We start from the raw sequence: 25,315 nt of genomic DNA, 5'->3' as shown, positions 1-25,315 counted from the left end.
GCATCGGAACAGATTGCTCCCGCCGCGATGGGCTCCACCAGGCGGCCGTGCCGATGTCAGCAAAAACCAGCTGTCACTTACCGGGCATCCGGCCTACTGTTGATCATCGTAGATGACCGGCTTATGATCAATGATCCCTAGTGACTGCTGATCACAGATATTGGCTTGAAATGCGACTATCTGGATCGATCGCGCTGTTTTCGTCTCTTTTCATCTTTCAGTAAGCGGAGATTCACGTGCGCTTTTTTCTCCCGGAACGTCGCGGATCCGCCGCATCATGGTCGGCCGCGCTCGGTGGTGTCCTGGCCATAGCCGCCGGCTTCCTCGTCGCTCTGGTGCCCACGGCCTCGGCCGAGGACTCCATGACCGACCTCGGCGCCTTCGCCTACGGCGGTGACCTGGTCGTCGGTGGCGACAGAGTCGCCGTCTCCATCGACGACCGCATCGTCATCACCGGCACCACCGGCGAGATCCAAGGCACCGTCACCGGTCTGTCCGGTGCAATCGGCCTGGCCATGACGCCCGACGGCACACATCTGTATACGGCGCTGCGGGGCTCGAACGAGGTGGCCGAGATCGACACCGCCACGCGGCAGATCACCCGGCGCTTCGACCTCGCGGCCCACCCGTGCCCATCGACCTTGGCGCTCACCGGTGAGCGACTGTGGGTTGGCTACAGCGGTTGCGGAGCGGACGGCGTCCTCGGCCTCGACCTGTCGGTGGCGGCGCCGGAGCCGTCGCCGTTCGAGGTCCCCCTCAAGGCGGGCCCGTACCTCGCGGCAGCCGGGAACACGCTGGTGGTCGGCGAAGGGGCGGGCAGCCCGGCCGACCTGTTCGTCTACGACGTGAGCGGCTCCGCTCCCGTTCTGCGAGGCGAGATCGACGGCCACGCTTACGGTAACCACCGGCTGGAGGATGTCGCCGTCACCTCGGACGGCCAGCACATCGTCTCGGCGTTCGCGGTGCCGTACTCGTTCGACGTGTGGGACGCCACCACTTTGACGAGGGTACGAGGTCATGAAGGACCCGAGTTCGATGGGTGGCCAGTGGCCGTCGCCATCAGCTCGGACGGTGCCCACATCGCGGGCGGACGTCATACCGGTCTGGAGATGACGCTGTACGACGCGGCCTCGGGGGCGAAGATCTACGCCGAGGACACCCCTGTGGGGGAAGTGGTCAGCGGGAGTGTCGCGTTCTCGGGCCGGGACGTCTTCAGCCTGCTGAAGTCGTCCACGGACCGGCTCTACCTGTGGCGGCTCCACGACGTGACCCTGCCGGAGTCCACACTGACGTTGACGTCCGAACCCGGCGGGACCGCGCATCAGCCGCTCACCATGACGGGACGGCTGGCGTTCGCCGACGGGACGGCTCCGGGCACGCATCCGCTCGTCGTGACCCGTACCCTGCCCGACGGAACCAGTGCGGAACTGCCCGGCGTGACGACCGCGGCCGACGGAGACTTCGCGATCACGGATACGCCGCCGGTGGGCGGACTGATCACCTACACCGCGCGCTGGAAGGGCAACGAGGAACACCGGTGGAGCAACGCTTCGGTCACCGCTGCGGTCAGGCATGGGGCCGTGCTGACGCTGACAGGACCGACGAGCGAGGTTGTCGGCAAGCCACTGGTGTTCAGCGGCGTCTTGCAGCCCCAGGGCACCGCTGTGCCGCGCAACTCCCGGGTCATCGTTCAGCGCACCCTCAACGCCGATGGCGGTGGCACCGTCGCATGGTCGGCGAGGATCAACAACGACGGGTCGTACAGGTTCACCGACACGCCGGATGCGGGTGAGTACACCTACACCGTGCGGTGGTCCGGCAACCCCGCGATCGGGCCGGCGCAGGCCGGCCAGGTCGTCACGGTGCACGAGCCGAACGGGTGACCGACAGGCGCTGCCCGGCCACGCCGCCGGGCAGCGCCGGCCTTCCGGCTGATGGAGGGCAGAGACGCAGAGGGTCTGCTTCCAAGGGTGGCCGAAGGTGCCGTTCGTCATGTCCTCGGAAGTGAAGACGTAGTAGTCCCCGTCAGGGAAGATCTCGACGAGCCAACGGGGATTGTCGGTGAGGGCCTGACGGTGAGGCCAGAACCACCAGCTTGGGTGCTGCCAGTCGAGCACGAGCAATCGTTGTGACACGGTGAAGGTACGGGTCATGGCCAGCAGACCGAGGATGTTGACGGCGTCCTGTGCCGCAGCGAACTGAGCCGATCCACTGGTGGCGAAGACGGGGGACGGATCGATGGTCACCGACGGAGTCGGTTCGTTGATCGCGGGCTCGTCGTACAGCTCATAGCTGGGCTGGTAACGGGGGCGGAAGTCGAACCGGGCATCGAAGGGGGACCAGAGATCTTCGTAGTGTTCCGGCTCGATCTGTTCCCAGGCGGGAGCGGTCACGGGCTGACCATAAGGCAGATGGGTGGGCAGCACCCGGCCGGCCATGGACGTGCCCCACGGGTGGGTCTTTCGGCCGGTACGCATCGCCGCCAGGAGTTCGACGGGGAGCTCACGGTCGGCCTGGCCGATGACGAGCCGGTGAGCGTGGAGGCCGATGGGTAGGGGGAACGCGTGGAGTGACGGGTCGGGGGAGACACGGAGGGTCAGTACGGACGTCATGGGCGCTGATGAGGTGGGTGGGCGGATCCAGGCGGCGGTCGACGGGCTGGTGGCGGCCGGGGCCGAGGTCGGGGTGCAGGTCGCGGTGGTGGAGAAGGGCCGGGTGGTGGCGGATGTCGTCGGGGGGTCGGCCGACTCCCGGCTGGGGATCGCCGTGGCTCCGGACACGTTGTTCTTCGCCGCATCCACCGCCAAGGGGCCGGCCTCGGCGGTGGCTCATGTGCTCGTGGAACGCGGTGAGCTCGACTACGACATGCGGGCGGTCGAGGTCTGGCCGGAGTTCGGCGCCCATGGCAAGGACCGGGTCACGCTCCGCCACGTGCTGTTGCACACCGCCGGGGTGCCCGCCCCGCCGTACGACGTCACGTTCGACGACCTGCGCGACTGGGACCGCATGTGCGCCCTGCTCGCCGCGGCCGAGCCCTGGTGGGAGCCGGGCACCCGTTACGGGTACCACGCGCAGACGTTCGGCTTCCTGCTCGGCGAGATCGTACGGCGGGCCACGGGCCGTACCGTGTCGTGGTGGCTGCGGGAGCTCGTCACCCGCCCGCTGGGCATCGAGGACGAGGTGCACTTCGCGGTCCCCGGGGCTCTGCTCGGCCGGGTCGCGCGTCACGAGCCGCCGGTCGGGACGCCGCCGGCCCCCGAACCCGGGTCGCGGGCCGACCGTGCGAATCCCCCCGGAATCCGCCATGACGCCGGTACGGCCAACCGACCCGACGTCCTGACCGCGGAGTCCCTCTCGTTCGGCGCCATGACCGCCCGCGGAGCGGCCCGGATCTACGCCGCGCTGCTCGGCCACGTCGAGGGCGTCGATCTCGTCTCGCCCGTACGGCGGGCCGACATGGCCGCCGTGCACGTCCAGGGCGTGGACGAGGTCATGGGCGTGCCGAGCACGTGGGCCTTCGGCTTCAGCACCTACCGCCCCGGCGGTGTGCAGGCCCGGCCGGGATCGACCTTCGGCATGATAGGGATGAACGGCTCGGCGGCCTACGCCGACATCGACTCCGGCGTGGCGGTGGCGGTGATGCGCAACCGCTTCGACTCCGACATGACGGTCATCTCGGAGATCGACCGCATCCTGACCGACGCGTTCCCCGCCCGGCCTCGACAGGAGCGATGAGGAGTGATGATGGACACTTTCGTACCCCGGCTCGATGAGCGGTTCAGCGACCCCGGCGCCCGGGCCACGCCATGGGCGGTCACCCGCCGGGCGCTGGAGGAGGCGCAGCTGTTCTGGCTCACGACCGTCCGCTCCGACGGGCGGCCCCATGTCACGCCTCTCGTGGCCGTGTGGCTCGACGAAGTTCTCCATTTCAGCACCGGCCCGGACGAGCAGAAAGCCGTGAATCTCGCAGGCAACCCCCACGTGGTCCTGACCACCGGCCGCAACGAATGGGACCGGGGACTGGACGTGACGGTGGAGGGTGAGGCGCGGCGCGTCACCGGCCGGGCCGCCCTCGAACGGCTCGCCACCGCGTGGGCGGCCAAGTGGGACGGCCAGTGGCGGTACCGGGTGACCGACACCGGTTTCGCCCACGACGGCGGAGGCCGGGCGCTCGTCTTCGCGGTCGGGCCGGCCAAGGTCCTCGCCTTCGCGAAGGGTGATTTCAGCCAGACCTCCTACGTGCCCGCCGCCGCGGCGGGATCGTAGGATGCGGGACAGTGACGACTGAGACGAACCCCGGCGCGGGCACACTGCGCACTCCGCGGCTCCTGCTGCGTCCCTGGCTCCCCTCGGATCTGGAGCCGTTCGCCGCCCTCAACGCCGATCCGCAGGTCATGGAGCACTTCCCGGCGGTGCTCAGCCGGGAGGAAAGCGACGCGTTCGCCACCGCGAGCAACGAGGCCATCAGCCGTCAGGGATGGGGCCGCTGGGCCCTGGAGGTCATCGAGACCGGCGAGTTCATCGGCTTCACCGGCCTGCACCGGCCGACGTTCGAAGCCCCGTTCATGCCCGCCACGGAGATCGCCTGGCGGCTGGGCCGCCGCTCCTGGGGTCAGGGTTACGCCACCGAGGCGGCCCGTGCCGCGCTCGGCTTCGCCTTCGACCACCTGGGACTGGACGAGGTGGTGTCCTTCACCGCCACGGTCAACCTGCGTTCCAGCGCCGTCATGCGACGCCTCGGCATGACCCACGATCCTGCCGGAGACTTCGACCACCCGGCCCTGCCGCCCGGGCACCGGCTGCGCAGGCACGTGCTGTACCGGCTGTCGGCGACCGACTGGCGTGAGCGGTACGGCGCGCAGGCGGCGGCACGGCACACCGGCGCCGGAACGGACGCCTAGGAGAACGGGGCACATGACCACAGGTGAGCCCGGAGAGGACGGCATGACAACGAGCGGTTCCCCTGCGCCGGGGCGGTCAGATCAGCATGCGCACGCCGACGCGATCGACGCCTTCATCGCCGCGGCCAACTCCACGGATCCCGAGCACCGGGCCGGGCTGCTGAGCCGGGCGCTCGCCGCGGACGTGGTGTTCCACGGGCCTCTCGGACGCGGGGTGGGCCGGGACGCGGTCACGGACTTCATCACCGAGGTGGTGCGGAGCCACGGGACCGGCGGGGGCCGGATGGTCCGTACGACCTCCGTCGACGCGCCCCATGAGTGGGCCAGGTTCGGCTGGCGCTTCGAGACCGCCGACGGTGACACCGTCCTGTCGGGCACCGACGTGGTGCACCTGACGGCCAACGGCGACATCGACGAGATCGTGGTCTTCGCCGGGCCGCTGCGATCAGTACACGGTGAAGGGTCGTCGCGGGAGCCCGTGGGCTGAATGAGGAGGAGTTCGCCGCGCTGTACGACGCGCTTCACCCCCGGGTGTTCGCGTACGCGGCGAGCCGATGCGGACGCCAGCTCGCCGAGGAGGTGGTCAGCGAGAGTTCGCCGTCGCCTGGCGGCGCAGGGCCGACGTGCCCGCCGGGGCCGTCCTTCCGTGGTTGCCGGGCGGCGCTCCCGATGACGGCGGGCCGGCCGGGCGGGTTCGCAGGGAGCGGATCCCGCGGGCCCTTCGGACGTGACGGACCGGGCGGACCGGGCGGACCGCCGCGGTCGCGGCGGCCGTGGGCACCGGGATCGTGGTCATCACGGCGGCGCTCCTCCAGGCGGGGCGCGTCCCCTCGGCGCAGGAGACCGCCCCGGTTCCCGCCGCGTCGCCTGCCGCTCCCTCCGCCGCTCCCTCGGCGGCTCCCTCGACGGTCGTCTATGAGGTGAGGTCCCCGTCGACTTCGGAGCCGCCCCGGGCGGTGTCGCCGAGCTGCGGGTGGGCGATGCCGAGGTTCTGGAGGAGTTGCGCGTCGTGGGAAAGGTGTCCGGGCCCGGGGGCCCGCAGACGTTCACCTTCAGCTCCCCGCAGAGAGGCCGCTACGTCCTGCTCTGGTTCACCGAGCTGCCCGGTTCCGGGAACCGCTTCCGTGCCCAGGTCAACGGAGTGAGAATGACGGCCGCGAATTAGATAGCGCTACTACCCAATATTGGATAGTCTAGCTATCCAAAGGAGGGTGAGCCCTATGACCGTGATCGTTCTTGTCGTGGCCACGCTGTGCTTCCGCCTGTCGGGTGCGGTGCTCGGTGCGGCCCGCTTCGCCACCCGGCGGGTGAGTGCCGCGCACGGCCTGGCCGTCATGCTCGTGATGACGGCAAGCGCCCATTTCGTCCCGTCGGGCGTGACCTTCATGCCGAACCATGCCGACATGGTGGCCATGGTTCCGCCGTTCGTCCCGTTCCCCGCTTCGGTGGTCTATCTGACCGGCGTGCTGGAACTGGCCGGGGCGGTGGGGCTCGTGATCCCGGCCACCCGCCGACCGGCCGGGATCTGCCTGGCACTGCTGTTCGTGTTCATGCTTCCGGCCAACATCCACGCCGCGCTGGCCGGAGTGACCCTCGCCGGCGAGGCTGCGACGCCGCTGTGGCAGCGCATCCCCGAGCAGGTCCTCTATATCGGCGTCGCGCTCTGGGCGGCGGGCGTCCTGCGAGGGCGCTCAGGCCGTACGGCCTCCGCGAGCAGCGCGTCTTCTGTCCTTTGAAGACGGAACGGCGCGGCGACCGAGGTGGCGTCGGCCGTGACCGGCTCCCGTATCACGGCCTGGCGCCGGCCGCGTCCCACTCCGGGATCGCGGAACGGACCCTCACGTCGTCGGGGGCGACGGGGCGCTCGCAGGAGCGGCAGGTCACGACGGGGTCGAGCACCTCGCCGCAGGAGTGCTCGAACACCACCGGCGGACGGTCGGCCAGGTGCCGGTCTCCCCACCGCTGCAGCAGCTGCAGGACTCCCCGCAGCTCCAGTCCCGCCTCGGTCGGGCGGTATTCGTACCGCGGCGGCCGCTCGCTGTAGGGCACCTTCTCCAGCACCCCCGCCTCGATCAGGTGCCGCAGCCGGGCCGCCAGGACGTCCCGGGGGACGCCGACGGCGCGGACCATCGCGTCGAAGCGGCGCACGCCGAGGAAGACCTCGCGCAGGACGAGCAGGGAGTACTTCTCGCCGACCACACTCAGGGCGTCGGCGATCGAGCAGGGGCGTGCCGCTGTCATGCGGTCAGGGTACGGCAGTGCATTGGAAAAACAAACTCACTCGTCTACAGTGAGTCCAGTTTTCCAACCCACTGGAGGAACCGATGCGTGACGCCGTCATCGTGCAGGCCGTACGGACCCCGATCGGCAAGGGGAAACCGAACGGAGCGCTGGCCGGGACCCATCCCGTGGAACTCCTCGCACACACCCTGCGCGCGCTGGTGGACCGCAGCGGGGTGGACCCCGCCCTGGTCGACGACGTGATCGGCGGCTGCGTCAGCCAGGTCGGCGAGCAGGCCATGAACACCACCCGCTACGCCTGGCTGTCGGCCGGCCTGCCCGACTCGGTCCCCGCCGTCACCGTGGACCGGCAGTGTGGTTCCTCCCAGCAGGCCGTGCACTTCGCCGCCCAGGGCGTCATCTCCGGTGCCTACGACCTGGTCGTCGCCTGCGGCGTCGAGTCGATGAGCCGGGTCCCGATGGGCTCCAACGTCCTGCCCGGCAGCGACCCCTTCGGCCCCGGCGTCGCCGCGCGGTTCCCCGAGGGGCTCATCCCGCAGGGCGTCAGCGCCGAGCTGATCGCGGCCAAGTGGTCGCTCACCCGCGAGCGGATGGACGCCTTCGCGGCCGGCTCCCACGCCAAGGCCGCCGCCGCTGACTTCTCCGGGGAGATCGTGCCCGTGGGCGGATTCTCCACCGACGAGTCGGTACGGCCGGGCACGACGACGGAGATCCTCGCCGGGCTGAAGCCGGCCTTCGTCAACCCCGCCTACGCCGAGCGCTTCCCGCAGATCGACTGGTCGGTCACCGCGGGCAACTCCAGTCCGACCAACGACGGCGCGGCGGCCGTACTGATCACCACCGGTGAGACGGCCGCCAGGCTCGGCCTGCGCCCGCTGGCCAGGCTGCACTCCTTCGCCGTCACCGGCTCCGACCCGCTGCTCATGCTCACCGGCGTCATCCCCGCCACCGAGAAGGTCCTGCGCCGCGCCGGGCTGACCCCGGACGACATCGACCTGTTCGAGGTCAACGAGGCCTTCGCCAGTGTCGTATTGGCCTGGCTGCAGGAGACGGGCGCCGACCCCGCCAAGGTCAACGTCAACGGCGGCGCCCTCGCGCTGGGCCACCCCCTCGGCGCCAGCGGCGCGCGCATCACGACCACGCTGGTCAACGCCATGCGGCAGCGCGGCGCCCGTTACGGCCTGCAGACCATGTGCGAGGCGGGCGGCCTGGCCAACGCGCTCATCCTGGAGAACCTCCGCTGACGCCCTGAGGGATCCGGCGGGCTCATCGGACGCGCAGCGCCTCCAGCATCTGCGACAGGGGCGCCCAGACGCCGGCCAGGGCGCCGGGGTCCTCCGACCCGGCCAGCCACAGGGCCGCTTCGTTCATCGCCCCCGACAGCAGACGGGTCAGCGGCTCGACCGGCTGCCGGGCGATCACTCCCTCCTCGATCAGAGTTGTGAGCGCCTCGGCCAGGTGGCGGGCCGAGGCGGCCTCGTCCAGCGCGCGCCATTCGTTCCAGCCCAGTACGGCGGGGCCGTCGACGAGCATGATGCGCTGCACGTCCGGGTCGGTGGCGGCGGTGAGGAAGGCCCGGCATCCGGCGGTGAACTGCTCCCAGGGGTCGTCCCGGGCGTCACCGGCCGCGGCCACGGTCCGGGCGACCTGCTGCTGCACCTCCTCCAGGACGGCGCGGAACAGGGCGGCCTTGCCGTCGAAGTGGTGGTAGAGCGCGCCCTTGGTGACCCCGGCCGCGCCGACGATCTCCGACAGGCCCACCGCGCCGTACCCGAGGGTGGCGAACAGGCGCCTGGCCTCGCGGATGAGCGTCCGCCTGGTCTGTTCCTTCTGCTGCGCCCTGCCGCCGTTCGTCATCGCGTTCCCGTCCGTTGACCTGCCGCCATTGACATACCGATGGTACGCCAATACATTACCTTCACATACCAACGGTATGTGAAGGAGTACGCATGAAGCTGACCAGCTTCTATCCGGTCATCTGCACCCCGAGGCTCCGGGAGTCCCGTGACTTCTACACCGGGCTGCTGGGCTTCGAGCCGACGTTCGAGGCCGAGTGGTACGTGAGCCTGCGGCGTCCCGGAGCGCAGCCGTACGAGCTCGCCCTCCTCGACTGCGACCATCCGACGCTGCCCGCGGCCTACCGCGGGGCCCCCGCGCGGGGGCTGCTGCTCAACTTCGAGGTGGAGGACGTGGACACGGAGTGGGAGCGGCTCGTCGTCCGCGCGGGGCTGCGGGCCGAGCTGGAGCTGCGCGATGAGGACTTCGGGCAGCGGCACTTCATCGTGGCCGACCCCAACGGGGTCCTGATCGACGTGATCACGCCCATCGCGCCCACCGAGGCCTACGCCGGCCAGTACGTCAGCCCCTGACGCCGCCGCGGAAATGTCGGTGACCCCGGGCACAATCGCCCCGGCGGAGCCGTGGGGCGCCGCCGGTGAAAGGAGCGATATGGCCGAGGTGCTGCTGTTCCATCACGCGCAGGGGCTGACGTCCGGCGTCCGCGAGTTCGCCGAGACGCTCAGGCGGGCCGGTCACACCGTCCACGTCCCCGACCTGTACGAGGGACGGGTCTACGACGACCGTCAGGAGGGCTCCGCGTACGCCCGGGAGATCGGGTTCGACGTGATCATCGAGCGCGGCCGGGCCGCCGCCGCGGGGCTGCCCGGCGAGCTCGTCTACGCCGGATTCTCGCTCGGCGTCCTTCCGGCGCAGATGCTGGCCCAGACGCGGGCCGGGGCCGGGGCAGCGCTGCTGTTCCACTCGTGCATCCCGGTCTCCGAGTTCGGCGCGTGGCCCGAGGGGGTCCCGGTCCAGATCCACGGGATGGACGCCGACGAGCTCTTCGTCGAGGAGGGCGACCTCGACGCCGCCCGGGAGCTCGTCGGGACGGCCGCGGACGCCGAGCTGTTCCTCTATCCCGGCGACGGGCACCTGTTCGCCGACAGCAGCCTGCCCGACTACGACGAGGGCGCCGCCGCGCTGCTGACGGAGCGCGTGCTCGGCTTCCTCGACCGCGTCAAATAGCCGTCTCCGCCTCCCGCGCGTCGAGGAGCTCGTCCCAGTGCTCCTCGGTCCAGGCGCAGAGCGCGGCCATCGGTTCCAGGAGGCTGCGGCCCAGCGGGGTCAGCCCGTACTCCACCTGGCGGGGCGGGCCGGCGTGGACCGTGCGGACGACCAGGCCGCTGCGTTCGAGCCCGCGCAGCGACTGCGTGAGCACCTTCGCGGTGATGCCCCGCAGGGGGACCCGGAGCTCGGAGAAGCGCCGCGGGCCCTGTTCGAGACAGCGGATGATCATGCCTGCCCACTTGTCGCCGACGCGGATCGGCGACAGGCCGGACGGGCAGACCGGGTCGAACATGTCCGGATCAAGCGGTGGTCTCACGGTTCCACCGTAACCGCTGTCCCGGCCGGTATCCCGCCGGTAACCACCCGTCCCCGTATCGTCCCCGGCACCGGCCGGCGAACGGGCCCGGCCCCGGGAACGTGAGGTGAGCGGATGAGCGAGATCGTGGTTTTCGGCGCGGGCGGCAGGGCGGGCCGGGCCGCCGTGGCGGAGGCCCTGCGGCGCGGCCACCGGGTCACCGCGGTCGTCCGGGACCCGGCGAGGCACGGCGACCTGGCGAAGCACGGCGACCTGGCGAAGCACGGCGACCTGGCGAAGCACGGCGGGCCGGTGAAGCGCGGTGACCTGGCGGAGTACGGCGGGCCAGTGAAGCAGCGGGACGTGGCGCAGTACGGCGGGCCGGCGGCGGGCGGGGTGCGCGTCGTCGCCGGTGACGTCACCGACGCCGGGAGCGTGGCCCGGCTCGCCGAGGGGCACGACGCCGCGATCAACGCCGCCGCCGACCTGGGCGCCGAGCCCCGGGTCTTCTTCACCGGCGCCGCGCGTGCGCTGCTCGACGGGCTGGCGCGGGCCGGGACGGGCCGCCTCGTGGCGGTCGGCCTGGCATCGGTGCTGGAGACGGAGTCCGGGAGGCTCCTGATGGACACGCCCGGCTACCCGCAGGAGTACCGCGCCTTCTACCTGGGGCACGCGGCCGGGACGGACGTGCTGCGCTCGGCCGGCGGCGGCCTCGACTGGGTGGTGCTCAGCCCGGCCGGTGACTTCGACCACGGCGGCGGCCGTACCGGCGGATACCGGACGGCCGCCGCGAGGGCGGACAGCCGGATCTCCTACGCCGACTTCGCGATCGCGCTGCTGGACGAGATCGACGCGCCCCGGCACCACCGCGTCCACCTCGGCGTCGAGGAGGGCTGATGGCCGAGGAGGTCTTCGACAGCCCGAACCCGTGGGTGGCCCGGCACATCCGCGACTACGTCGAGACGGGAGGCGTGGCCAGGCCCGGCGTGCCCGACCTGCTGCTGACGACCCGCGGCCGGAGGTCGGGCAGGCTGCGCCGTACCGTGCTCGTCTACGCGCGGGACGGCGACCGCTACGTCGTCACCGCCTCCAACGGGGGCGCGGACGAGCACCCCGCCTGGTATCTCAACCTGACCCACGACCCCCGGGTCGTCGTGCAGGTCGGGACGGAGACGTTCGCCGCGCACGCGCGGACGGCCGGCTCGGAGGAGAAGCCCCGGTTGTGGCGGCTCATGGTCGAGGTCATGCCGGTCTACCAGGAGTACCGGGACAGGACCGACCGGGACATCCCGGTGGTGGTCATCGAACGGGCGGGGTGACCGGGTCCCCGGCGGGCTCCTTCCGCCCCCGCCTCCCGCGTGCGATGATCAATGGTCTTCCCGCACCGCCGGCCCCGCGGCCGAACAGGAGGCGCCGTGAACTGGACGCTGGAAGTGGTGGTGGTCCCGGTCTCGGACGTCGACCGCGCCATGGCCTTCTACGCCGGGCAGCTCGGGTTCAACGTGGACCACGACACCGGGACCGGGCCGGCGCGCTTCGCCCAGCTGACCCCTCCGGGATCCGGGTGCTCGATCGTGGTGGGCACGAGCCTGGTGGAGATGGAGCCGGGATCCCTGCAGGGCCTTCAGCTGGTGGTCTCGGATCTCCGCGCGGCGCGCGCCCAGCTCGTCGCGAACGGGGTGGAGGTCGGCGAGATCCAGGTGCTCGGGCCGCAGGGGGCCCGTCCGGCCGCCGAGGAGGACGACCTCAACAACGTCGGGTTCGTCTTCTTCGCCGACCCGGACGGCAACCGCTGGGCCGTACAGCAGATAACCGCCCGCGGGTAGGTCTCGCGCCGCGCTCGCGGGCGGGCCGGAGGCGTTCCCGGCTCAGAGGCGTTCCTGACGGGGTACGACCACCTCTCGCACGATGAGCTGGATCGCCGCGGCTATCGGGATGGCGAGCAGCGCGCCGACCACGCCGAGCAGCGCGCCACCCAGGAGGGCGGCCACGATCGTGGCCAGCGGGGCGACGTCCACCGAGCTCTTCATCACCTTCGGGACGATCACATAGTTCTCGACCTGCTGGTAGAGGGTGAAGAAGACGATGCAGACGATGCCCACCGTGGGGGAGACGAAGAAGCCGACGATCGAGGCCACGCCCGCGCCGATGAAGGCGCCGACCAGGGGGATGAGGTCGGTCAGCGCCACGATCATCGCCAGGGCCATGGCGTAGGGCACCTTCATGATGCTCAGGAACAGGAAGGTCGTCACTCCGGCGATCAGCGAGACGATCAGGTTTCCCGCGACGTAGCCGCCGATGCGCTGGATGATCTCGTTGCCGAGCAGGCGGGCGCGGGTACGGCGGGAGCGGGGCACCAGGCGGTAGCCCATCTCCTTGATCGAGTTGATCGAGCCGAGGAAGTAGAGCGTCAGGACCAGGACGGTCAGGGAGTTGAAGACCGCGCCGAGCAGGACCGTGCCCAGGCCCAGGACGCCGCCGAACATCTGGGTGCCGAAGTCGCCGCTGACGACGTACTGCTGGAGTTTCTCCAGGATCTGGAAGCGCTGGTCGAGGTCGCGGATGACGGGGCTGTTCTGCAGCTCCTGGACGTACTGCGGGACGTTGCCCACGAACTCGGTGGACTGCGTGGTCAGCGGCGGCACGACCGCCAGGCCGAAGGCGACGAAGACCGAGATGACACCGAGGAAGACCACGGTGATCGCCAGCAGCCGCGACAGGTTGCGCCGCTGGAGGGCCTCGACGGCCGGGTTCAGGCCGACGGCCAGGAACAGCGAGACCACGATGAGGATGATCACCGAGCCCGCGCTCACCACGGCCTGCACCAGCCACCAGGCGGTCAGCACGCCCAGGGCCGCGGTGAAGCCGAAGACGAACGGGTTGCCGCGCATCGACCGGCCGGGCCTGCCGAAGGGCGTGTCGGCGACGGTGATGTCGACGGCGGGCTCGTCGGGATCGCGCAGCGGGCCCGCCGAGGTCAGAAGGGGTTCGGCGCCGGAGAGATGCCGGGGGATCGAGGCCGAGGGGACGGGTTCGGTGCCGGAGGGGCGCACGGAGTCCGCGGCCGGCGGGGCGGAGCCGACGCCGGGCGCGTGGAGGGGACCGGCAGAGGTCAGGACCGGATCGGGAGCCGGCCCGGCCGGTGACGGTCCTGAGACGGGGACGCCGTCGGGAGCGGTTGGTTCGGGCACCCCATGCCACTGCCCCCGACGGGGGCGAGTAGTCGGGCCCGGGCAGGTCGGGAACGCCGTACGGCCTCTGCCGGGGCGGCGCCGCGTCCGCCGCGACCGCGTCCGGGCGGGACCGGTCCGTGCCGGCGTGGCGCCGTACTCCGGCTGGAGGTCAGCTCATGCTGACGTAGCGGCGGGGGCGCAGGGCGTGGGCGCGCAGGGCCGTCAGGGCGGCGGAGCGGCCGGCGGGGGTGAGCGTCCCCTCCACGCGCAGGCCGAACGCGTCCAGGCGGTGGGTCAGCTCGTTCAGGGAGGCCGCGACGTCCGGGTGCCGCCACTCCTCGCAGCCGATCACCTCGATGACGCTCTCGCGGTCGGCGGGGCGGCCGTCGGCCAGGAGCATCAGCGCCACCTCCCTGGCGGAGACCCCGAAGTCGTGCTCGCGGGAGGCCGGGGCCAGCAGCGTGGCCGCGGCGGCCTCCCACAGCAGGGTGGGGTCGTCCAGCAGGCTCCGGCCGGTGGCGGTGATCACCAGCTCGTCGCCGGTGCGCCGCAGCGCCCCCATCTCCTGCGCGGCCTCCAGGACGGTCTCCAGCCCGGCCTCGTCCCACCGGCTCTCGGCGAGCGCGGGGTGGCCGGGGCCGCCCTGCGGCGTCAGCCGGATCCCGCCGGGCAGGCGGCCCAGGCGCAGCAGCCGCCGCAGGGCCTCCAGGTGCGGTCCCGGCGGAGGCGGGATGGGCGCGTGCAGGCGCACCTCGAAGGGCTGGGCCAGCTCGCGCCAGGCCGTGCCGCGGCCGAGCACCCAGCGGTTCAGCCGCTCGCCCTGGACCCGGTGCAGCCAGTTGTCCCCGCCGAGCTCGGTGCGGGGCGTGGTCAGCCAGTGCCGGGTCAGCCGCTCGCGGTCGGCGGTGCGGCCGGGGTCGAGCTCACCGGAGACGATGGCCAGCTCCAGCGCGGCCGAGCAGGCACCGTGGGCGCCCAGCTCCTCCGGACCCATGATGGAGCTCCACTCCAGTTCGGGCACGTCGGGCGGGAGCACCCCGGTCTCGTCCAGGGCCGCCTGGTAGGCGGCCACCCCGGCGTCCTCGCCGGAGCGGGCGTAGGTGCGCAGGATCCGCGCGGTCACCGGGGAGACGCAGAGCGCGGCGTAGCGCTCCAGGCCGCCCCGGAGCAGCAGGCGGCCCAGTGCCCGGGCGATCGCGGTGCGGTCGCCGCTCACCTTGGTGGGCAGGGTGTACCACAGGAACTCGCACACGTTGAGCTCGGTGATCGTCTCCAGCGGCTCACCACCGGTGAGCCACTCGATCGCGCTCCGGGCGTGTTCGGCGTAGTCGGGTTCAGACCGCTCCATCTCGGTGAGCAGCGCAGCCACGTCCGGTGCAGGCATGCTCCGAAGTCTGCCGTATGACGGCCTGCCCTGACGATGAACGTGACGTAGTGGATCGCGCACGTCGCCTACCCTACGAAATCAGCTCTAAGCGGCTCGTATGCGAACGGTCAGATCCAGCCCTTCTTGAGGAGCATCCGCGCGTACCAGTCGCCGTAGGGGATGGCCTCCGCGGTCAGCACCGGGTAAAGCCACCAGAAGTTGGCCAGGGCGAGCAGCGTGAACGCGCCGGTGATCCCCGCGCCGATCATGCGTCTGCGCGGCGGGGCGCCCGCCGGGCCGATGATGAGCCCGGCCGCGAGCACGATCGCCAGGATCATGAAGGGGAGCATCGGCAGCGCGTAGAACAGGAACATCGTCCGGTTGTCGGCGATCGACCAGTAGAACCAGGGCAGCCAGCCCACGGCGTAGGCCAGCAGCACGGCCCCGGCCCGCCAGTCGCGGGTGGCCACGTACCAGGCGATCATCGCGATGAGCGCGGCGAGCGCGCCGTACCAGATGACCGGGGTGCCGACCCCGAGGACCGCCTCGGAACAGCCGTTGGCGTCGCCGCAGCCGGGCTTGACCGACTCGTAGTGGAAGGCCACCGGGCGCAGCAGCAGCGGCCACTCCCACGGCCTGGACTGGTAGGCGTGCGGGGTGGCCAGGTCGGTGTGGAAGCTGAGGACCTGGAAGTGGTAGGCCAGCCAGGAGCGGGCCGAGTCGAAGACGAAGAAGAACGGCCCCTGGGAGGTGGCCTGCTCCCAGTTGCGGCCCCAGCCGCCGGCCGAGGCGAACCAGCCCGTCCAGGAGGCGATGTAGGTGACCGCGGGGATCAGGCCCATCGCCAGCAGCGCGGTGGGGGCGTCCTTGTTCAGGGCACCGCCGTAGGGGTTGCGCAGGCCGACGGCGCGGCGGGCTCCGGCGTCCCAGACCAGCGACATGATCGCGAAGGCGGCCAGGAAGAAGACGCCCGACCACTTGACCGCGCAGGCGGCGCCCAGCATGACTCCGGCGGCGATCCGCCAGGGCCGCAGGCCCAGCCACGGACCCTGGCCGCTCAGCGGCGAGGAGACGTACCAGTCGGCGAGGCGGGCGCGTGCCCGGTCGCGGTCGACCACCAGGCAGGCGAACCCGGCGAGCACGAAGAACATCAGGAAGATGTCCAGCAGCCCGGTGCGCGAGAGCACCAGGTGCAGCCCGTCCAGGGCCAGCAGCAGGCCGGCCAGGCAGCCCAGGAGGGTGGAGCGGGTCATCCGGCGGGCCACCCGGGCCAGGATGAGGATCGACAGCGTGCCGATCACCGCCGCCGCGAAGCGCCAGCCGAAGGGCGTCATCCCGAACAGCTGCTCACCGGCGGCGATCATCCACTTGCCCAGCGGCGGGTGGACGACGTACGAGGCGCACTTGTCGATCTCGGCGGGCGCGCACTGCTGCCAGATGTTCAGGTTGTCCTGCATCAGGAGCTTGTCGGCGTCCTTGACGGTGTTGCGCTCGGCGCCGAACAGCAGCAGCGCGAAGGAGTCCTTGGCGTAGTACGTCTCGTCGAACATGACCGCGTCGGGGCGGCCGAGGTTGACGAAGCGCAGGATCGCGCCGAGCGCGGTGACCAGCAGCGGGCCGAGCCAGCCCCACAGGATGCCGCCCGGCATGGGCGGCACCAGCCGGTCGTGCACGGAGTCCTCGGGCCCGCGTCGGGAGGGCTCCGGCTCCGGCTGGTCGAACGCCTGGTCGGGGTAATCGGTCACGGCCACCCGGACATCGTACGGGCCCATCGGGGCACGCCACCCGGGAAACACCGCGTAGGCACCTAATTGGGGCGCCGCCTCCACGGGGGACGCCCCCGCAGGGGACATGGAGTGGGAGACGACCGGGATGAGAGAGGATGGAAGCGTGACGGACAGCGGTGACGGCGGCGGCAGGCTGATTCTGGCGGGAGCCCCGATCGGGCAGGCGGGCGACGCCTCGCCGCGGCTGCGCGAGGCGCTGGAGAAGGCCGACGTGGTGGCCGCCGAGGACACCCGCCGCCTGCGCCGCCTGGCCTCCGAGTTGGGCGCCGAGATCGGCGGGCGGATCGTCTCCTACTACGACGCCAACGAGACCGGCCGGGCCGCCGAGCTGCTGGAGGTGCTGCTGGCCGGTTACACCGTCCTGGTCATCACCGACGCGGGCATGCCCGGCGTCTCCGACCCCGGCTACCGCCTGACCAGCCTGGCCGTCGAGGCCGGGGTCACGGTCACCTCGCTGCCCGGCCCGTCCGCGGTCACCACCGCCCTGGCGGTCTCCGGCCTGCCCAGCGACCGGTTCTGCTTCGAGGGCTTCCCGCCGCGCAAGCCCGGCGAGCGGGCGCGCAGGCTGGCCGCCCTGGCCGCCGAGGAGCGCACGATGGTCTTCTTCGAGGCGCCGCACCGCCTGGCGACGGCCCTGTCGGCGATGGCCGAGGCCTTCGGCGACGACCGGCCCGCGGTGGTGTGCAGGGAGCTCACCAAGACCTACGAGGAGGTACGGCGCGGCGGCCTGCGGGAGCTGGCCGAGTGGGCCGCCGAGGGGGTCAAGGGCGAGATCACCGTCGTGGTCGCCGGGCACGTGGAGCAGGAGACGGAGCCGGTCATCGAGGACCTGGTCGCCGAGGTGGAGCGGCGGACCGAGGCGGGCGTGCCGCGCAAGCAGGCGATCGTGGACGTGGCCAAGGCCGCGGGAATTCCCAAACGCGATCTTTATGACGCTGTCCATCGAGCCTGATTCGTCACCATAATCTCCTGAATGGGATCGATGCGGGAGCGGCTTCTGCCCGCCATGCCGGAAAACGTGCTGTGGGGCTGGCTCGGCCCGCTGCTGGTCGCCGGATTCGGCGCCATCCTGCGCCTGCCCGATCTCGGCCGCCCCCACGCGGTCATGTTCGACGAGACGTACTACGCCAAGGACGCCTACGCGCTTCTCACCTTCGGCGTCGAGCGCAAGGCCTTCGGCGACGTCGAGAACCCGGTCGCCGACCGGATGCTCATCGCCGGAGACACCCGCATCTGGGAGACCTGCTCGCCGCCGACGGCCGACCCCTGCCCGCTGTACGTCGCCCACCCGCCGCTGGGCAAGTGGATGATCGCCGCCGGCGAGCAGCTGTTCGGGATGACGCCCTTCGGCTGGCGCTTCGCCTCGCTGGTGATCGGCACGCTGTCGATCCTCATCCTGGCCCGGGTGGCCCGCCGGATGACCCGATCCACCCTCCTGGGCTGCCTGGCGGGGATGCTGCTGGCGGTGGACGGGCTGCACTTCGTGCTCTCACGGACCGCGCTGCTGGACATCTTCCTGATGTTCTTCGTGCTCGCCGGGTTCGCCTGCCTGGTGGTCGACCGCGACCGCATGCGGGCCGCGCTGGTGGACTGGTACGACTCCTCGCCGCTGAGCGAGCGGGGGCCCTGGCTGGGCCTGCGGCCCTGGCGGCTCGCCGCGGGGGCGTGCCTGGGCGCCGCCTGCGCGGTCAAGTGGTCGGGGATCTTCTTCCTGGCCGCCTTCGCGATCATGTCGCTGGTCTGGGACGCCGGGGCGCGCCGGGCGATCGGCCTGCGCAGCCCGTACCGCGGGGCGCTGGACAAGGACGCCCCCACCGCGCTGCTGGCGATGGGCCTGGTCCCCGCCGCCGTCTACACGGCCTCCTGGGCGGGCTGGTTCGCCTCCCCGCTGGGCTGGGGCAGGGGCTGGGAGCAGGCCACCTCGCAGGGGCCGTTCTTCTTCGTCTTCGACTCGGTCAGGTCCTGGCTGTCCTACCACTTCCAGGTCCTGGGCTTCCACACCGGCCTGAACGGCTCCCACAGCTACCAGTCGGAGCCGTGGGAGTGGCCGCTGCTGCTGCGCCCGGTGGCCTTCCACTGGGAGGGCTCCGCGCCTGGCTGCGACGCCGGCCGGTGCGCCCGCGAGGTGCTCGGGGTCGGCACCCCGGTCATCTGGTACGGCGCGCTCGCCGCGCTCATCGCGACGGTCGTCTGGTACGTGGCCACCCGAGACTGGCGGGCCGGGGCCGTGCTGCTGGCCTACGCCGCGGGCTGGCTGCCCTGGCTCTACTACGCCGTGGCCGACAACCGGACGATGTACTTGTTCTACATGCTGCCGGCGGTCCCGTTCATGATCCTGGCAATCGTGCTCGCGGCCGGGCTCGTCATCGGCCCGGCGGGCGTCCCGCCCAACCGCAGGGCGCTGGGCGCCGCGCTGGTGGGCACGTTCGCGCTGCTGGCGCTGGCCAACTTCTGGTGGCTGCACCCGGTGCTGTCGGCCGAGCTCATGCCCTATCAGGAGTGGTCGAGGCGGATGCTGCTGGGGAGGTGGATCTGATCCGGGCCGCCCAGCGCGGGAGGGCCACCCCGCGGCGCAGTGTGATCGCCGCGGCCAGGCAGGCCAGCGGCACCGCGGGCAGCACGTAGCGGTAGTCGAACTCGGCGGTCGCCGCCGGGGCCAGCAGGAGGCCGAAGGCGGCCAGCCACGGGAGCAGGACGGGCCCGCCCAGCTTGCGCCAGCGCGCGACCACCCCGGCCAGGCCGATCAGCAGCAGGAAGCCCAGCACGATGCCGGGCAGCCGCACGATCCGCTGGTAGCCCTGCATGAAGGCCGCCCACGGATCGTGCACGGCGGTGCCGATCACCCGTGGCTTCTCGTCGATCTCCACCGTCCGCAGGCTCGGGTCGTAGGTCTGGGCGTCCCTGTCGGTGGTGCCGCCCTTGGGCGAGGACCAGCCGGGCAGCACCTTGTCGGTGGCCGGGTACTCGTACTGCAGGTAGGTCTTGGCGTCGGGGAACCTCGGCCGGCCCCAGTGGAAGGCGCGGAAGAAGTCGGTGGCCACCAGTCCCAGATAGTCGCCGGGCTGGGACAGGATGGCCCGCTTGGCGAAGTCGCCGGCGGTCCGGTTCACCTCGGGGGTGAAGGTGGACCCCACCCCGAAGGCGTGGAAGCGCTGGCCGTTGTTGGCCCACCACAGGTACTTCTGCCCGGAGAAGTGACGCTGGTCCACCGGCTCGCTGATGCACAGCAGCGCCAGCTCCAGCTCCTCCCGCTTGTCGATCCTCATCTTGTTGCAGTCGGCGAACAGGGAGGTCCGCATGTAGAGGATCGCGCCGTCGCTGTTGGTCATCGCGAAGGGCCCGTGCGCCGAGGAGAACCAGGCCATGTAGCCGGCCACCGGGATCGCGCACGCGGTCACCATGGCCGCGATCGGCTTCCAGCCGGTGCGCTTGACCAGCAGGTAGACCACGACCAGGGCGAGGATCGGCAGCCCGATCGACCGGGTGAGCGCGGTGAGCGCCAGCAGCAGCCCGATCACCGCGCCCAGCTTCCACGACACCGTGCGGTGCCACAGGACCAGTGTGATCACGCCCACGACCAGCAGCGTGAACATGGTGTCGGACATGATCATGTGTTCGAGCTGGATCTGGTAGGCGTCGAACAGCGCCGGCACCGCGGCCAGCGTCGCCCCCCAGCCCGGCAGCCCGAACTTCCTGCGTAACAGCGCGTAGATCAGCACGCCGACGCCCAGCCCCATCAGGTGCTGGGTGAAGGCCACGACGGCGAAGCTGTGCAGGGGCCGCAGGATCAGCAGCCAGAAGGAGTAGCCGTTCGGGCGCAGCGCGCTGGGCCGCTCGGGGTGGATCGCCCCCGAGACGTACTCGTAGGAGTCGTTGAACCACAGAGCGGGGCCGTACCCGAGCATGGTGATCACCCGGAGCGCGAACGCCGCCGCGAGAACGGCGGCGAACAGCCGATGACGCTGCAGAAACGCCAGCAACCGGGCTTTCCTGCCGGCCGGGGGCGTGTCCAGGCGTGGTCGATCCGCGACGGTCACCATGCATTACAGAATGCCAGTCGTTTGGCGGTCACGACGCGGGCACCTGGTGATAGAGGGCATGATGGTGGGATTGCCCCGTGCCGTGATCGAAGGGTTCGAGACGTGGAACTGACCGTGGTCATGCCCTGCCTCAACGAGGCGGAGACCGTGGAGACCTGCGTGCGCAAGGCCCTGGCCTGCATGCGCGAACATGGAATCGACGGAGAGGTGCTCATCGCCGACAACGGCAGCACCGACGGATCGCAGCAGCTCGCCCGCGACGCCGGGGCCAGGGTCGTGCACGTCGACGCCAAGGGATACGGCAACGCCCTCATGGGCGGCATCCGCGCCGCCCGCGGCAAGTACGTCATCATGGGCGACGCCGACGACTCCTACGACTTCACCGCGCTGCTGCCGTTCGTGGAGCAGCTGCGCGACGGCGCCGACCTGGTGATGGGCAACCGCTTCAAGGGCGGGATCGCGCCGGGCGCGATGCCCCCGCTCCACCGCTACCTCGGCAACCCGGTGCTGTCCTTCATCGGCCGGCTGTTCTTCCCCAGCGCCATCGGCGACTTCCACTGCGGCCTGCGGGGCTTCCGGCGCGACTCGATCCTGAAGCTGGGGCTCCAGACCGGCGGCATGGAGTTCGCCAGCGAGATGGTGGTGCGCTCGACGCTGTCCGGGCTGGACGTGCGCGAGGTGCCCACCACGCTGTCGCCCGACGGGCGCAGCCGGCCCCCGCACCTGCGCTCCTGGCGCGACGGCTGGCGCCACCTGCGCTTCCTGCTGCTGTACAGCCCCCGCTGGCTGTTCTTCATCCCCGGCCTGGTCCTGATGACCCTCGGCCTGGTCGCGGGCACCGCCCTGACCTTCGGCCCGGTCTACATCGGCAAGCTCGCCTTCGACGTCGACACCCTGGTCGGCGCCTCCGCCATGGTGGTGATCGGCTTCCAGGCGGTGCTGTTCGCCCTGTTCACGAAGGTGTACGCGGCCGAGGAGGGCTTCCTGCCGGAGGACCGGCGGGTGCGCAAGCTCGTCGACATCGTCTCCCTGGAGAAGGGCCTGGTCGTCGGCGGCCTGCTGGCCCTGGCCGGTCTGGGCGGCCTGGTGGCCTCGCTGGTGCACTGGCAGACGCGCAGCTTCGGCCCGCTGATCCCCTCGGAGTCGCTGCGCATCGTCGTGCCCTCGGCGACCGCCCTCATCATGAGCTTCCAGACCATCTTCGCGGCGCTGTTCATCAGCATCCTGGGCATCCGCCGTACCAAGGAGACGCCGATCGACGTGGCGGCCTCCGCCGCGGAGGAGGCGGCCGAGGCCGTGAACCTGGAGAACGAGGTGGTGGCGGCCCTGGAGAGCGAGGTCGCGGCCCTGGAGGGCGAGAGCGGCCGGGAGAGCGACGGCAGCCGCAAGAGCAGCACGGCCTGATCCGGAGCCCGGGTGTCTGGCGGGTAGGCACAAGATTCACAGGCGACAGGCCCTAGGCTTAGGGGCATGTCCCAGCACATCCTGACCGCGGTCGCATGGCCCTACGCCAACGGCCCCCGCCACATCGGGCACGTCTCCGGATTCGGCGTGCCGTCCGACGTCTTCAGCCGTTACCAGCGGATGGCGGGCAACAAGGTCCTGATGGTCTCCGGGACCGACGAGCACGGCACGCCCATCCAGGTGCAGGCCGACAAGGAGGGCCTGGGCGTCCGCGAGGTCGCCGACCGCTACAACCGGGTGATCGCCGAGGACCTCACGGCCCTGGGCCTGTCCTACGACCTGTTCACCCGGACGACGACGAGCAACCACTACGCCGTCGTCCAGGAGGTCTTCAAGGGCCTGTACGACAACGGCTACATCTTCCCCAAGACCACGATGGGCGCCATCTCGCCGTCCACCGGCCGGACCCTGCCCGACCGCTACATCGAGGGCACCTGCCCGATCTGCGGCTACGACGGCGCCCGCGGGGACCAGTGCGACAACTGCGGCAACCAGCTCGACCCGATCGAGCTGATCAACCCGGTCAGCCGGATCAACGGCGAGAAGCCGGTCTTCGTGGAGACCGAGCACTTCATGCTCGACCTGCCGGCCTTCTCCGAGGTGCTCGGGTCGTGGCTGCAGTCCAAGCAGGGCCAGTGGCGGCCGAACGTGCTGAAGTTCGCCCTCAACCTGCTCGGCGACATGCAGCCCCGGGCGATCACCCGCGACCTCGACTGGGGCGTGCCGATCCCGCTGGAGGGCTGGAGCGAGCAGGCCAACAAGCGGCTGTACGTCTGGTTCGACGCGGTCATCGGCTACCTCAGCGCCTCCATCGAGTGGGCCCGGCGCTCCGGCGACCCGGACGCCTGGCGGCAGTGGTGGCAGAACCCCGACGCCCGCGGCTACTACTTCATGGGCAAGGACAACATCGTCTTCCACGCCGAGATCTGGCCCGCCCTGCTGCTCGGCTACAACGGCCAGGGCGCGCGCGACGGCAAGCCCGGATCGCTGGGCGCGCTGAACCTGCCCTCCGAGGTCGTCTCCAGCGAGTTCCTGACCATGGAGGGGCGCAAGTTCTCCTCCTCCCGCCAGGTCGTCATCTACGTGCGCGACTTCCTGGAGCGCTACGACGCCGACGCCCTGCGCTACTACATCGCGGTCGCCGGCCCCGAGAACCAGGACACCGACTTCACCTGGTCGGAGTTCCTCAACCGCAACAACGGCGAGCTGGTGGCGGCCTGGGGCAACCTGGTCAACCGCTCGATCTCGATGGCCGCCAAGAACTTCGGCGCGATCCCCGAGGCGGGCGAGCTGACCGACGCCGACCGGGCGCTGCTCGAACGCTCCCGCGCGGCCTTCGCCCCGGTGGGCGCCGACCTGAACCGCTCCCGGTTCAAGAACGCGATCACCGGCGCCTTCGACGTCGTCCGCGAGGCGAACAAGTACCTCGCCGAGCAGGAGCCCTGGAAGCTCAAGGACGACCCCGAGCGGGTCAAGTCCATCCTGCACGTCGCCCTGCAGGTGGTCGACGACGCCAAGACCCTGCTGACGCCGTTCCTGCCCAACTCCTCCAACAAGATCTACTCGATGCTCGGCGGCACCGGCGTCTGGTCCGGCATGCCCGAGCTGCGCGAGGTCGAGGAGGGCGCCGAGGAGACCGGTCGCGGCTACCCGGTCATCACCGGCTCCTACGACGAGGGCGCCGCCCGCTGGGAGTCCGCCCCGATCAGGCCCGGCACCCCGCTGGCCCCGCCGACCCCGCTGTTCCGCAAGCTCGACCCCAAGATCGTCGACGAGGAGCTCGCCCGCCTGGGCGAGTAGCCTCGGCCCGGCCCGTCCGGACGCGACCGCCCGGGTCCTCCCGGTCCGGGCGGTCGGCTCTTCCGGTTCGGGCGGTCGGCTCTTCCGGTTCGGGCGGTCGGCTCTTCCGGTTCGGGCGGCCTGCTCTTCTCGGTTCGGGCGGTCGGCTCTTCCCGGTCAGGGGCGGCCGGTTCTTCCCGGTTCGGGGCGGCGGCCGTACGGCGGCGCGCTCTCCGGCGGCGGCGACGGGCTCTCAGGACGCCGCCCGACCGGCTGGCGGTAGGTTGGGCCGTGTGACCACGATGCCAACCGCGCCGGAGCCGTTGACCGGCGAAGTGTTCGACAGCCACTGCCATCTCGACATCATGGTGGGCGACCGCCAGGCCTCCTCCGGCGACCCCGTCGCGCTGGCGGCCCAGGCCGCCCAGGCCAGCGTGGAGCGGATCGTCGAGCAGGCCCGGGGCGTCGGGGTGACCCGGCTGGTCACGATCGGCTACGACCTGGCCTCCTCGCGGTGGAACGCCGACGTCGCCCGCATCCACCGCGACGTCTACGCCGGGGTGGCGATCCACCCCAACGAGGCGCACGCCGCCACCCCCGAGGTGCTGGCCGAGATCGAGGAGCTGGCAGGCGAACCGCAGGTCAGGGCGGTGGGCGAGACCGGCCTCGACTACTACCGCGACTGGGCCTCCAAGGACGACCAGCACGCCTCCTTCCGGGCGCACATCGAGATCGCCAAGCGGACCGGCAAGGCGCTGGTGATCCACGACCGGGACGCCCACGACGACGTGCTGCGCGTGCTCGCCGACCAGGGGGCCCCGGACGCCGTGGTCTTCCACAGCTTCTCCGGCGACGCCGAGATGGCCGCCAAGTGCGCCGAGGCCGGTTACTTCATGTCCTTCTCCGGCCCGGTCACCTACAAGAACGCCGGTTATCTGCGCGAGGCGGCCGAGACGGCGCCCAAGGAGCTGATCCTCGTCGAGACCGACGCGCCCTACCTGCCGCCGGTCCCGCACCGGGGCAAGCCGAACGCGCCCTATCTCATCCCGCTGATCGTGCGCTGCCTGGCCGAGGTCAAGGGGATGGACCCCGACGAGCTGGCCTCGGCGATCCGCGCCAACGGGGAGGCCGTCTTCGGCGCCTGGTGACCAGTCCGGCGACCCGTCCGATGTCCCTGCGGCGCCCCGCCCCGCCCGGCTCCGG

At 71.2% G+C, this 25,315-nt stretch carries 25 protein-coding genes and 1 pseudogene; 18 read left to right on the top strand and 8 right to left on the bottom strand.

Going from position 1 to position 25,315, the window contains the following annotated elements; translation table 11 throughout:
• The first annotated feature begins 362 nt into the window (after nucleotides 1-362).
• Nucleotides 363-1,883 carry a hypothetical protein gene (locus tag Psi01_RS43275; RefSeq protein ID WP_239127493.1) on the top strand — a complete coding sequence of 507 codons (1,521 nt, stop codon included), beginning with the start codon at nucleotides 363-365 and terminating at the stop codon, nucleotides 1,881-1,883.
• Nucleotides 1,884-1,958: 75 nt separating this feature from the next.
• Here Psi01_RS43275 and Psi01_RS44545 read toward each other — a convergent pair.
• A pseudogene (locus tag Psi01_RS44545) lies at nucleotides 1,959-2,438 on the bottom strand (DUF2716 domain-containing protein); the annotation flags it as partial.
• A 172-nt stretch (nucleotides 2,439-2,610) separates the two neighbouring features.
• On the opposite strand from Psi01_RS44545, the gene Psi01_RS11310 reads away from it, so the two are divergent.
• The 6 genes from Psi01_RS11310 (at nucleotide 2,611) to Psi01_RS11285 (ending at nucleotide 6,637) form a co-directional block, all read left to right on the top strand.
• The gene (locus Psi01_RS11310; RefSeq protein ID WP_204063910.1) at nucleotides 2,611-3,735 is read left to right on the top strand and encodes a serine hydrolase domain-containing protein; all 1,125 of its coding nucleotides are present in this window, start codon (nucleotides 2,611-2,613) and stop codon (nucleotides 3,733-3,735) included.
• A gap of 9 nt (nucleotides 3,736-3,744) precedes the next feature.
• Nucleotides 3,745-4,266: a pyridoxamine 5'-phosphate oxidase family protein gene (locus Psi01_RS11305; protein WP_204063909.1), complete on the top strand. Its 522-nt coding sequence runs from the start codon at nucleotides 3,745-3,747 to the stop codon at nucleotides 4,264-4,266.
• A gap of 11 nt (nucleotides 4,267-4,277) precedes the next feature.
• Nucleotides 4,278-4,901 (top strand): GNAT family N-acetyltransferase, encoded by a 624-nt coding sequence (locus Psi01_RS11300; protein ID WP_307819229.1) that lies wholly within the window; start codon nucleotides 4,278-4,280, stop codon nucleotides 4,899-4,901.
• 13 nt (nucleotides 4,902-4,914) lie between these two features.
• Nucleotides 4,915-5,388, top strand: a complete 474-nt coding sequence (locus tag Psi01_RS11295) for a nuclear transport factor 2 family protein (RefSeq protein WP_239127491.1) — start codon at nucleotides 4,915-4,917, stop codon at nucleotides 5,386-5,388.
• Between the two features lie 522 nt (nucleotides 5,389-5,910).
• Nucleotides 5,911-6,066, top strand: coding sequence for a hypothetical protein (locus Psi01_RS11290; protein ID WP_204063908.1), 156 nt, complete (start codon nucleotides 5,911-5,913; stop codon nucleotides 6,064-6,066).
• A 55-nt stretch (nucleotides 6,067-6,121) separates the two neighbouring features.
• The gene (locus Psi01_RS11285; RefSeq protein WP_239127490.1) at nucleotides 6,122-6,637 is read left to right on the top strand and encodes a DoxX family protein; all 516 of its coding nucleotides are present in this window, start codon (nucleotides 6,122-6,124) and stop codon (nucleotides 6,635-6,637) included.
• A 52-nt stretch (nucleotides 6,638-6,689) separates the two neighbouring features.
• Here the strand turns inward: Psi01_RS11285 and Psi01_RS11280 are convergent, their stop codons facing one another.
• Nucleotides 6,690-7,142, bottom strand: a complete 453-nt coding sequence (locus Psi01_RS11280) for a winged helix-turn-helix transcriptional regulator (RefSeq protein WP_204063907.1) — start codon at nucleotides 7,140-7,142, stop codon at nucleotides 6,690-6,692.
• A gap of 83 nt (nucleotides 7,143-7,225) precedes the next feature.
• Between Psi01_RS11280 and Psi01_RS11275 the strand changes: the two genes are divergently transcribed.
• Nucleotides 7,226-8,386: a thiolase family protein gene (locus tag Psi01_RS11275; protein WP_204063906.1), complete on the top strand. Its 1,161-nt coding sequence runs from the start codon at nucleotides 7,226-7,228 to the stop codon at nucleotides 8,384-8,386.
• Nucleotides 8,387-8,408: 22 nt separating this feature from the next.
• Here the strand turns inward: Psi01_RS11275 and Psi01_RS11270 are convergent, their stop codons facing one another.
• Nucleotides 8,409-8,999, bottom strand: a complete 591-nt coding sequence (locus Psi01_RS11270) for a TetR/AcrR family transcriptional regulator (RefSeq protein WP_204063905.1) — start codon at nucleotides 8,997-8,999, stop codon at nucleotides 8,409-8,411.
• A gap of 92 nt (nucleotides 9,000-9,091) precedes the next feature.
• On the opposite strand from Psi01_RS11270, the gene Psi01_RS11265 reads away from it, so the two are divergent.
• Both Psi01_RS11265 and Psi01_RS11260 read left to right on the top strand, forming a co-directional pair.
• Nucleotides 9,092-9,511: a VOC family protein gene (locus Psi01_RS11265; protein ID WP_204063904.1), complete on the top strand. Its 420-nt coding sequence runs from the start codon at nucleotides 9,092-9,094 to the stop codon at nucleotides 9,509-9,511.
• 19 nt (nucleotides 9,512-9,530) lie between these two features.
• A complete protein-coding gene (locus tag Psi01_RS11260) occupies nucleotides 9,531-10,166 on the top strand; it encodes a dienelactone hydrolase family protein (protein WP_239127488.1) in 636 nt (211 codons plus the stop codon).
• Here Psi01_RS11260 and Psi01_RS11255 read toward each other — a convergent pair.
• Nucleotides 10,159-10,524 carry a winged helix-turn-helix transcriptional regulator gene (locus Psi01_RS11255; protein WP_239127486.1) on the bottom strand — a complete coding sequence of 122 codons (366 nt, stop codon included), beginning with the start codon at nucleotides 10,522-10,524 and terminating at the stop codon, nucleotides 10,159-10,161. The genes Psi01_RS11260 and Psi01_RS11255 overlap by 8 nt on opposite strands.
• A gap of 114 nt (nucleotides 10,525-10,638) precedes the next feature.
• Here Psi01_RS11255 and Psi01_RS11250 point away from each other — a divergent pair, with 114 nt between their 5' ends.
• From Psi01_RS11250 to Psi01_RS11240, 3 genes are all read left to right on the top strand, one after another.
• Nucleotides 10,639-11,400 (top strand): NAD(P)-dependent oxidoreductase, encoded by a 762-nt coding sequence (locus tag Psi01_RS11250; protein WP_204063903.1) that lies wholly within the window; start codon nucleotides 10,639-10,641, stop codon nucleotides 11,398-11,400.
• Nucleotides 11,400-11,822, top strand: a complete 423-nt coding sequence (locus Psi01_RS11245; protein WP_204063902.1) for a nitroreductase family deazaflavin-dependent oxidoreductase — start codon at nucleotides 11,400-11,402, stop codon at nucleotides 11,820-11,822. Before Psi01_RS11250 ends, Psi01_RS11245 begins: the two co-directional genes overlap by 1 nt.
• A 96-nt stretch (nucleotides 11,823-11,918) precedes the next feature.
• Nucleotides 11,919-12,329 carry a VOC family protein gene (locus tag Psi01_RS11240; RefSeq protein WP_204063901.1) on the top strand — a complete coding sequence of 137 codons (411 nt, stop codon included), beginning with the start codon at nucleotides 11,919-11,921 and terminating at the stop codon, nucleotides 12,327-12,329.
• A gap of 42 nt (nucleotides 12,330-12,371) precedes the next feature.
• On the opposite strand, the gene Psi01_RS11235 is transcribed toward Psi01_RS11240, so the two are convergent.
• From Psi01_RS11235 to Psi01_RS11225, 3 genes are all read right to left on the bottom strand, one after another.
• On the bottom strand, nucleotides 12,372-13,694 hold the full coding sequence (locus tag Psi01_RS11235) for an AI-2E family transporter (RefSeq protein ID WP_239127484.1): 1,323 nt from the start codon (nucleotides 13,692-13,694) through the stop codon (nucleotides 12,372-12,374).
• 151 nt (nucleotides 13,695-13,845) lie between these two features.
• Nucleotides 13,846-15,060: a hypothetical protein gene (locus Psi01_RS11230; RefSeq protein ID WP_204063900.1), complete on the bottom strand. Its 1,215-nt coding sequence runs from the start codon at nucleotides 15,058-15,060 to the stop codon at nucleotides 13,846-13,848.
• A gap of 110 nt (nucleotides 15,061-15,170) precedes the next feature.
• Nucleotides 15,171-16,793, bottom strand: a complete 1,623-nt coding sequence (locus Psi01_RS11225; protein ID WP_373872480.1) for a dolichyl-phosphate-mannose--protein mannosyltransferase — start codon at nucleotides 16,791-16,793, stop codon at nucleotides 15,171-15,173.
• A 139-nt stretch (nucleotides 16,794-16,932) separates the two neighbouring features.
• On the opposite strand from Psi01_RS11225, the gene rsmI reads away from it, so the two are divergent.
• Nucleotides 16,933-17,781 (top strand): 16S rRNA (cytidine(1402)-2'-O)-methyltransferase, encoded by an 849-nt coding sequence (rsmI, locus tag Psi01_RS11220; protein WP_239127482.1) that lies wholly within the window; start codon nucleotides 16,933-16,935, stop codon nucleotides 17,779-17,781.
• A 21-nt stretch (nucleotides 17,782-17,802) separates the two neighbouring features.
• Complete coding sequence (locus Psi01_RS11215; RefSeq protein ID WP_204063897.1) at nucleotides 17,803-19,365, top strand: dolichyl-phosphate-mannose--protein mannosyltransferase; 1,563 nt, start codon at nucleotides 17,803-17,805, stop codon at nucleotides 19,363-19,365.
• Here Psi01_RS11215 and Psi01_RS11210 read toward each other — a convergent pair.
• Nucleotides 19,313-20,809 carry a hypothetical protein gene (locus Psi01_RS11210; RefSeq protein ID WP_204063896.1) on the bottom strand — a complete coding sequence of 499 codons (1,497 nt, stop codon included), beginning with the start codon at nucleotides 20,807-20,809 and terminating at the stop codon, nucleotides 19,313-19,315. The genes Psi01_RS11215 and Psi01_RS11210 overlap by 53 nt on opposite strands.
• Nucleotides 20,810-20,971: 162 nt before the next feature.
• Here Psi01_RS11210 and Psi01_RS11205 point away from each other — a divergent pair, with 162 nt between their 5' ends.
• From Psi01_RS11205 to Psi01_RS11195, 3 genes are all read left to right on the top strand, one after another.
• On the top strand, nucleotides 20,972-22,273 hold the full coding sequence (locus tag Psi01_RS11205) for a glycosyltransferase (protein WP_204063895.1): 1,302 nt from the start codon (nucleotides 20,972-20,974) through the stop codon (nucleotides 22,271-22,273).
• A gap of 66 nt (nucleotides 22,274-22,339) precedes the next feature.
• Nucleotides 22,340-24,133, top strand: a complete 1,794-nt coding sequence (gene metG / locus Psi01_RS11200; protein ID WP_204063894.1) for a methionine--tRNA ligase — start codon at nucleotides 22,340-22,342, stop codon at nucleotides 24,131-24,133.
• A gap of 281 nt (nucleotides 24,134-24,414) precedes the next feature.
• Complete coding sequence (locus Psi01_RS11195; protein ID WP_204064052.1) at nucleotides 24,415-25,260, top strand: TatD family hydrolase; 846 nt, start codon at nucleotides 24,415-24,417, stop codon at nucleotides 25,258-25,260.
• Nucleotides 25,261-25,315 lie beyond the last annotated feature (55 nt).

Source organism: Paraplanobispora siamensis (assembly GCF_016863175.1).
Classification (GTDB): domain Bacteria; phylum Actinomycetota; class Actinomycetes; order Streptosporangiales; family Streptosporangiaceae; genus Planobispora; species Planobispora siamensis.
The sequence above is the reverse complement of the archived record's forward strand: the minus strand, read 5'-3'. Positions and strand labels throughout refer to the sequence as shown.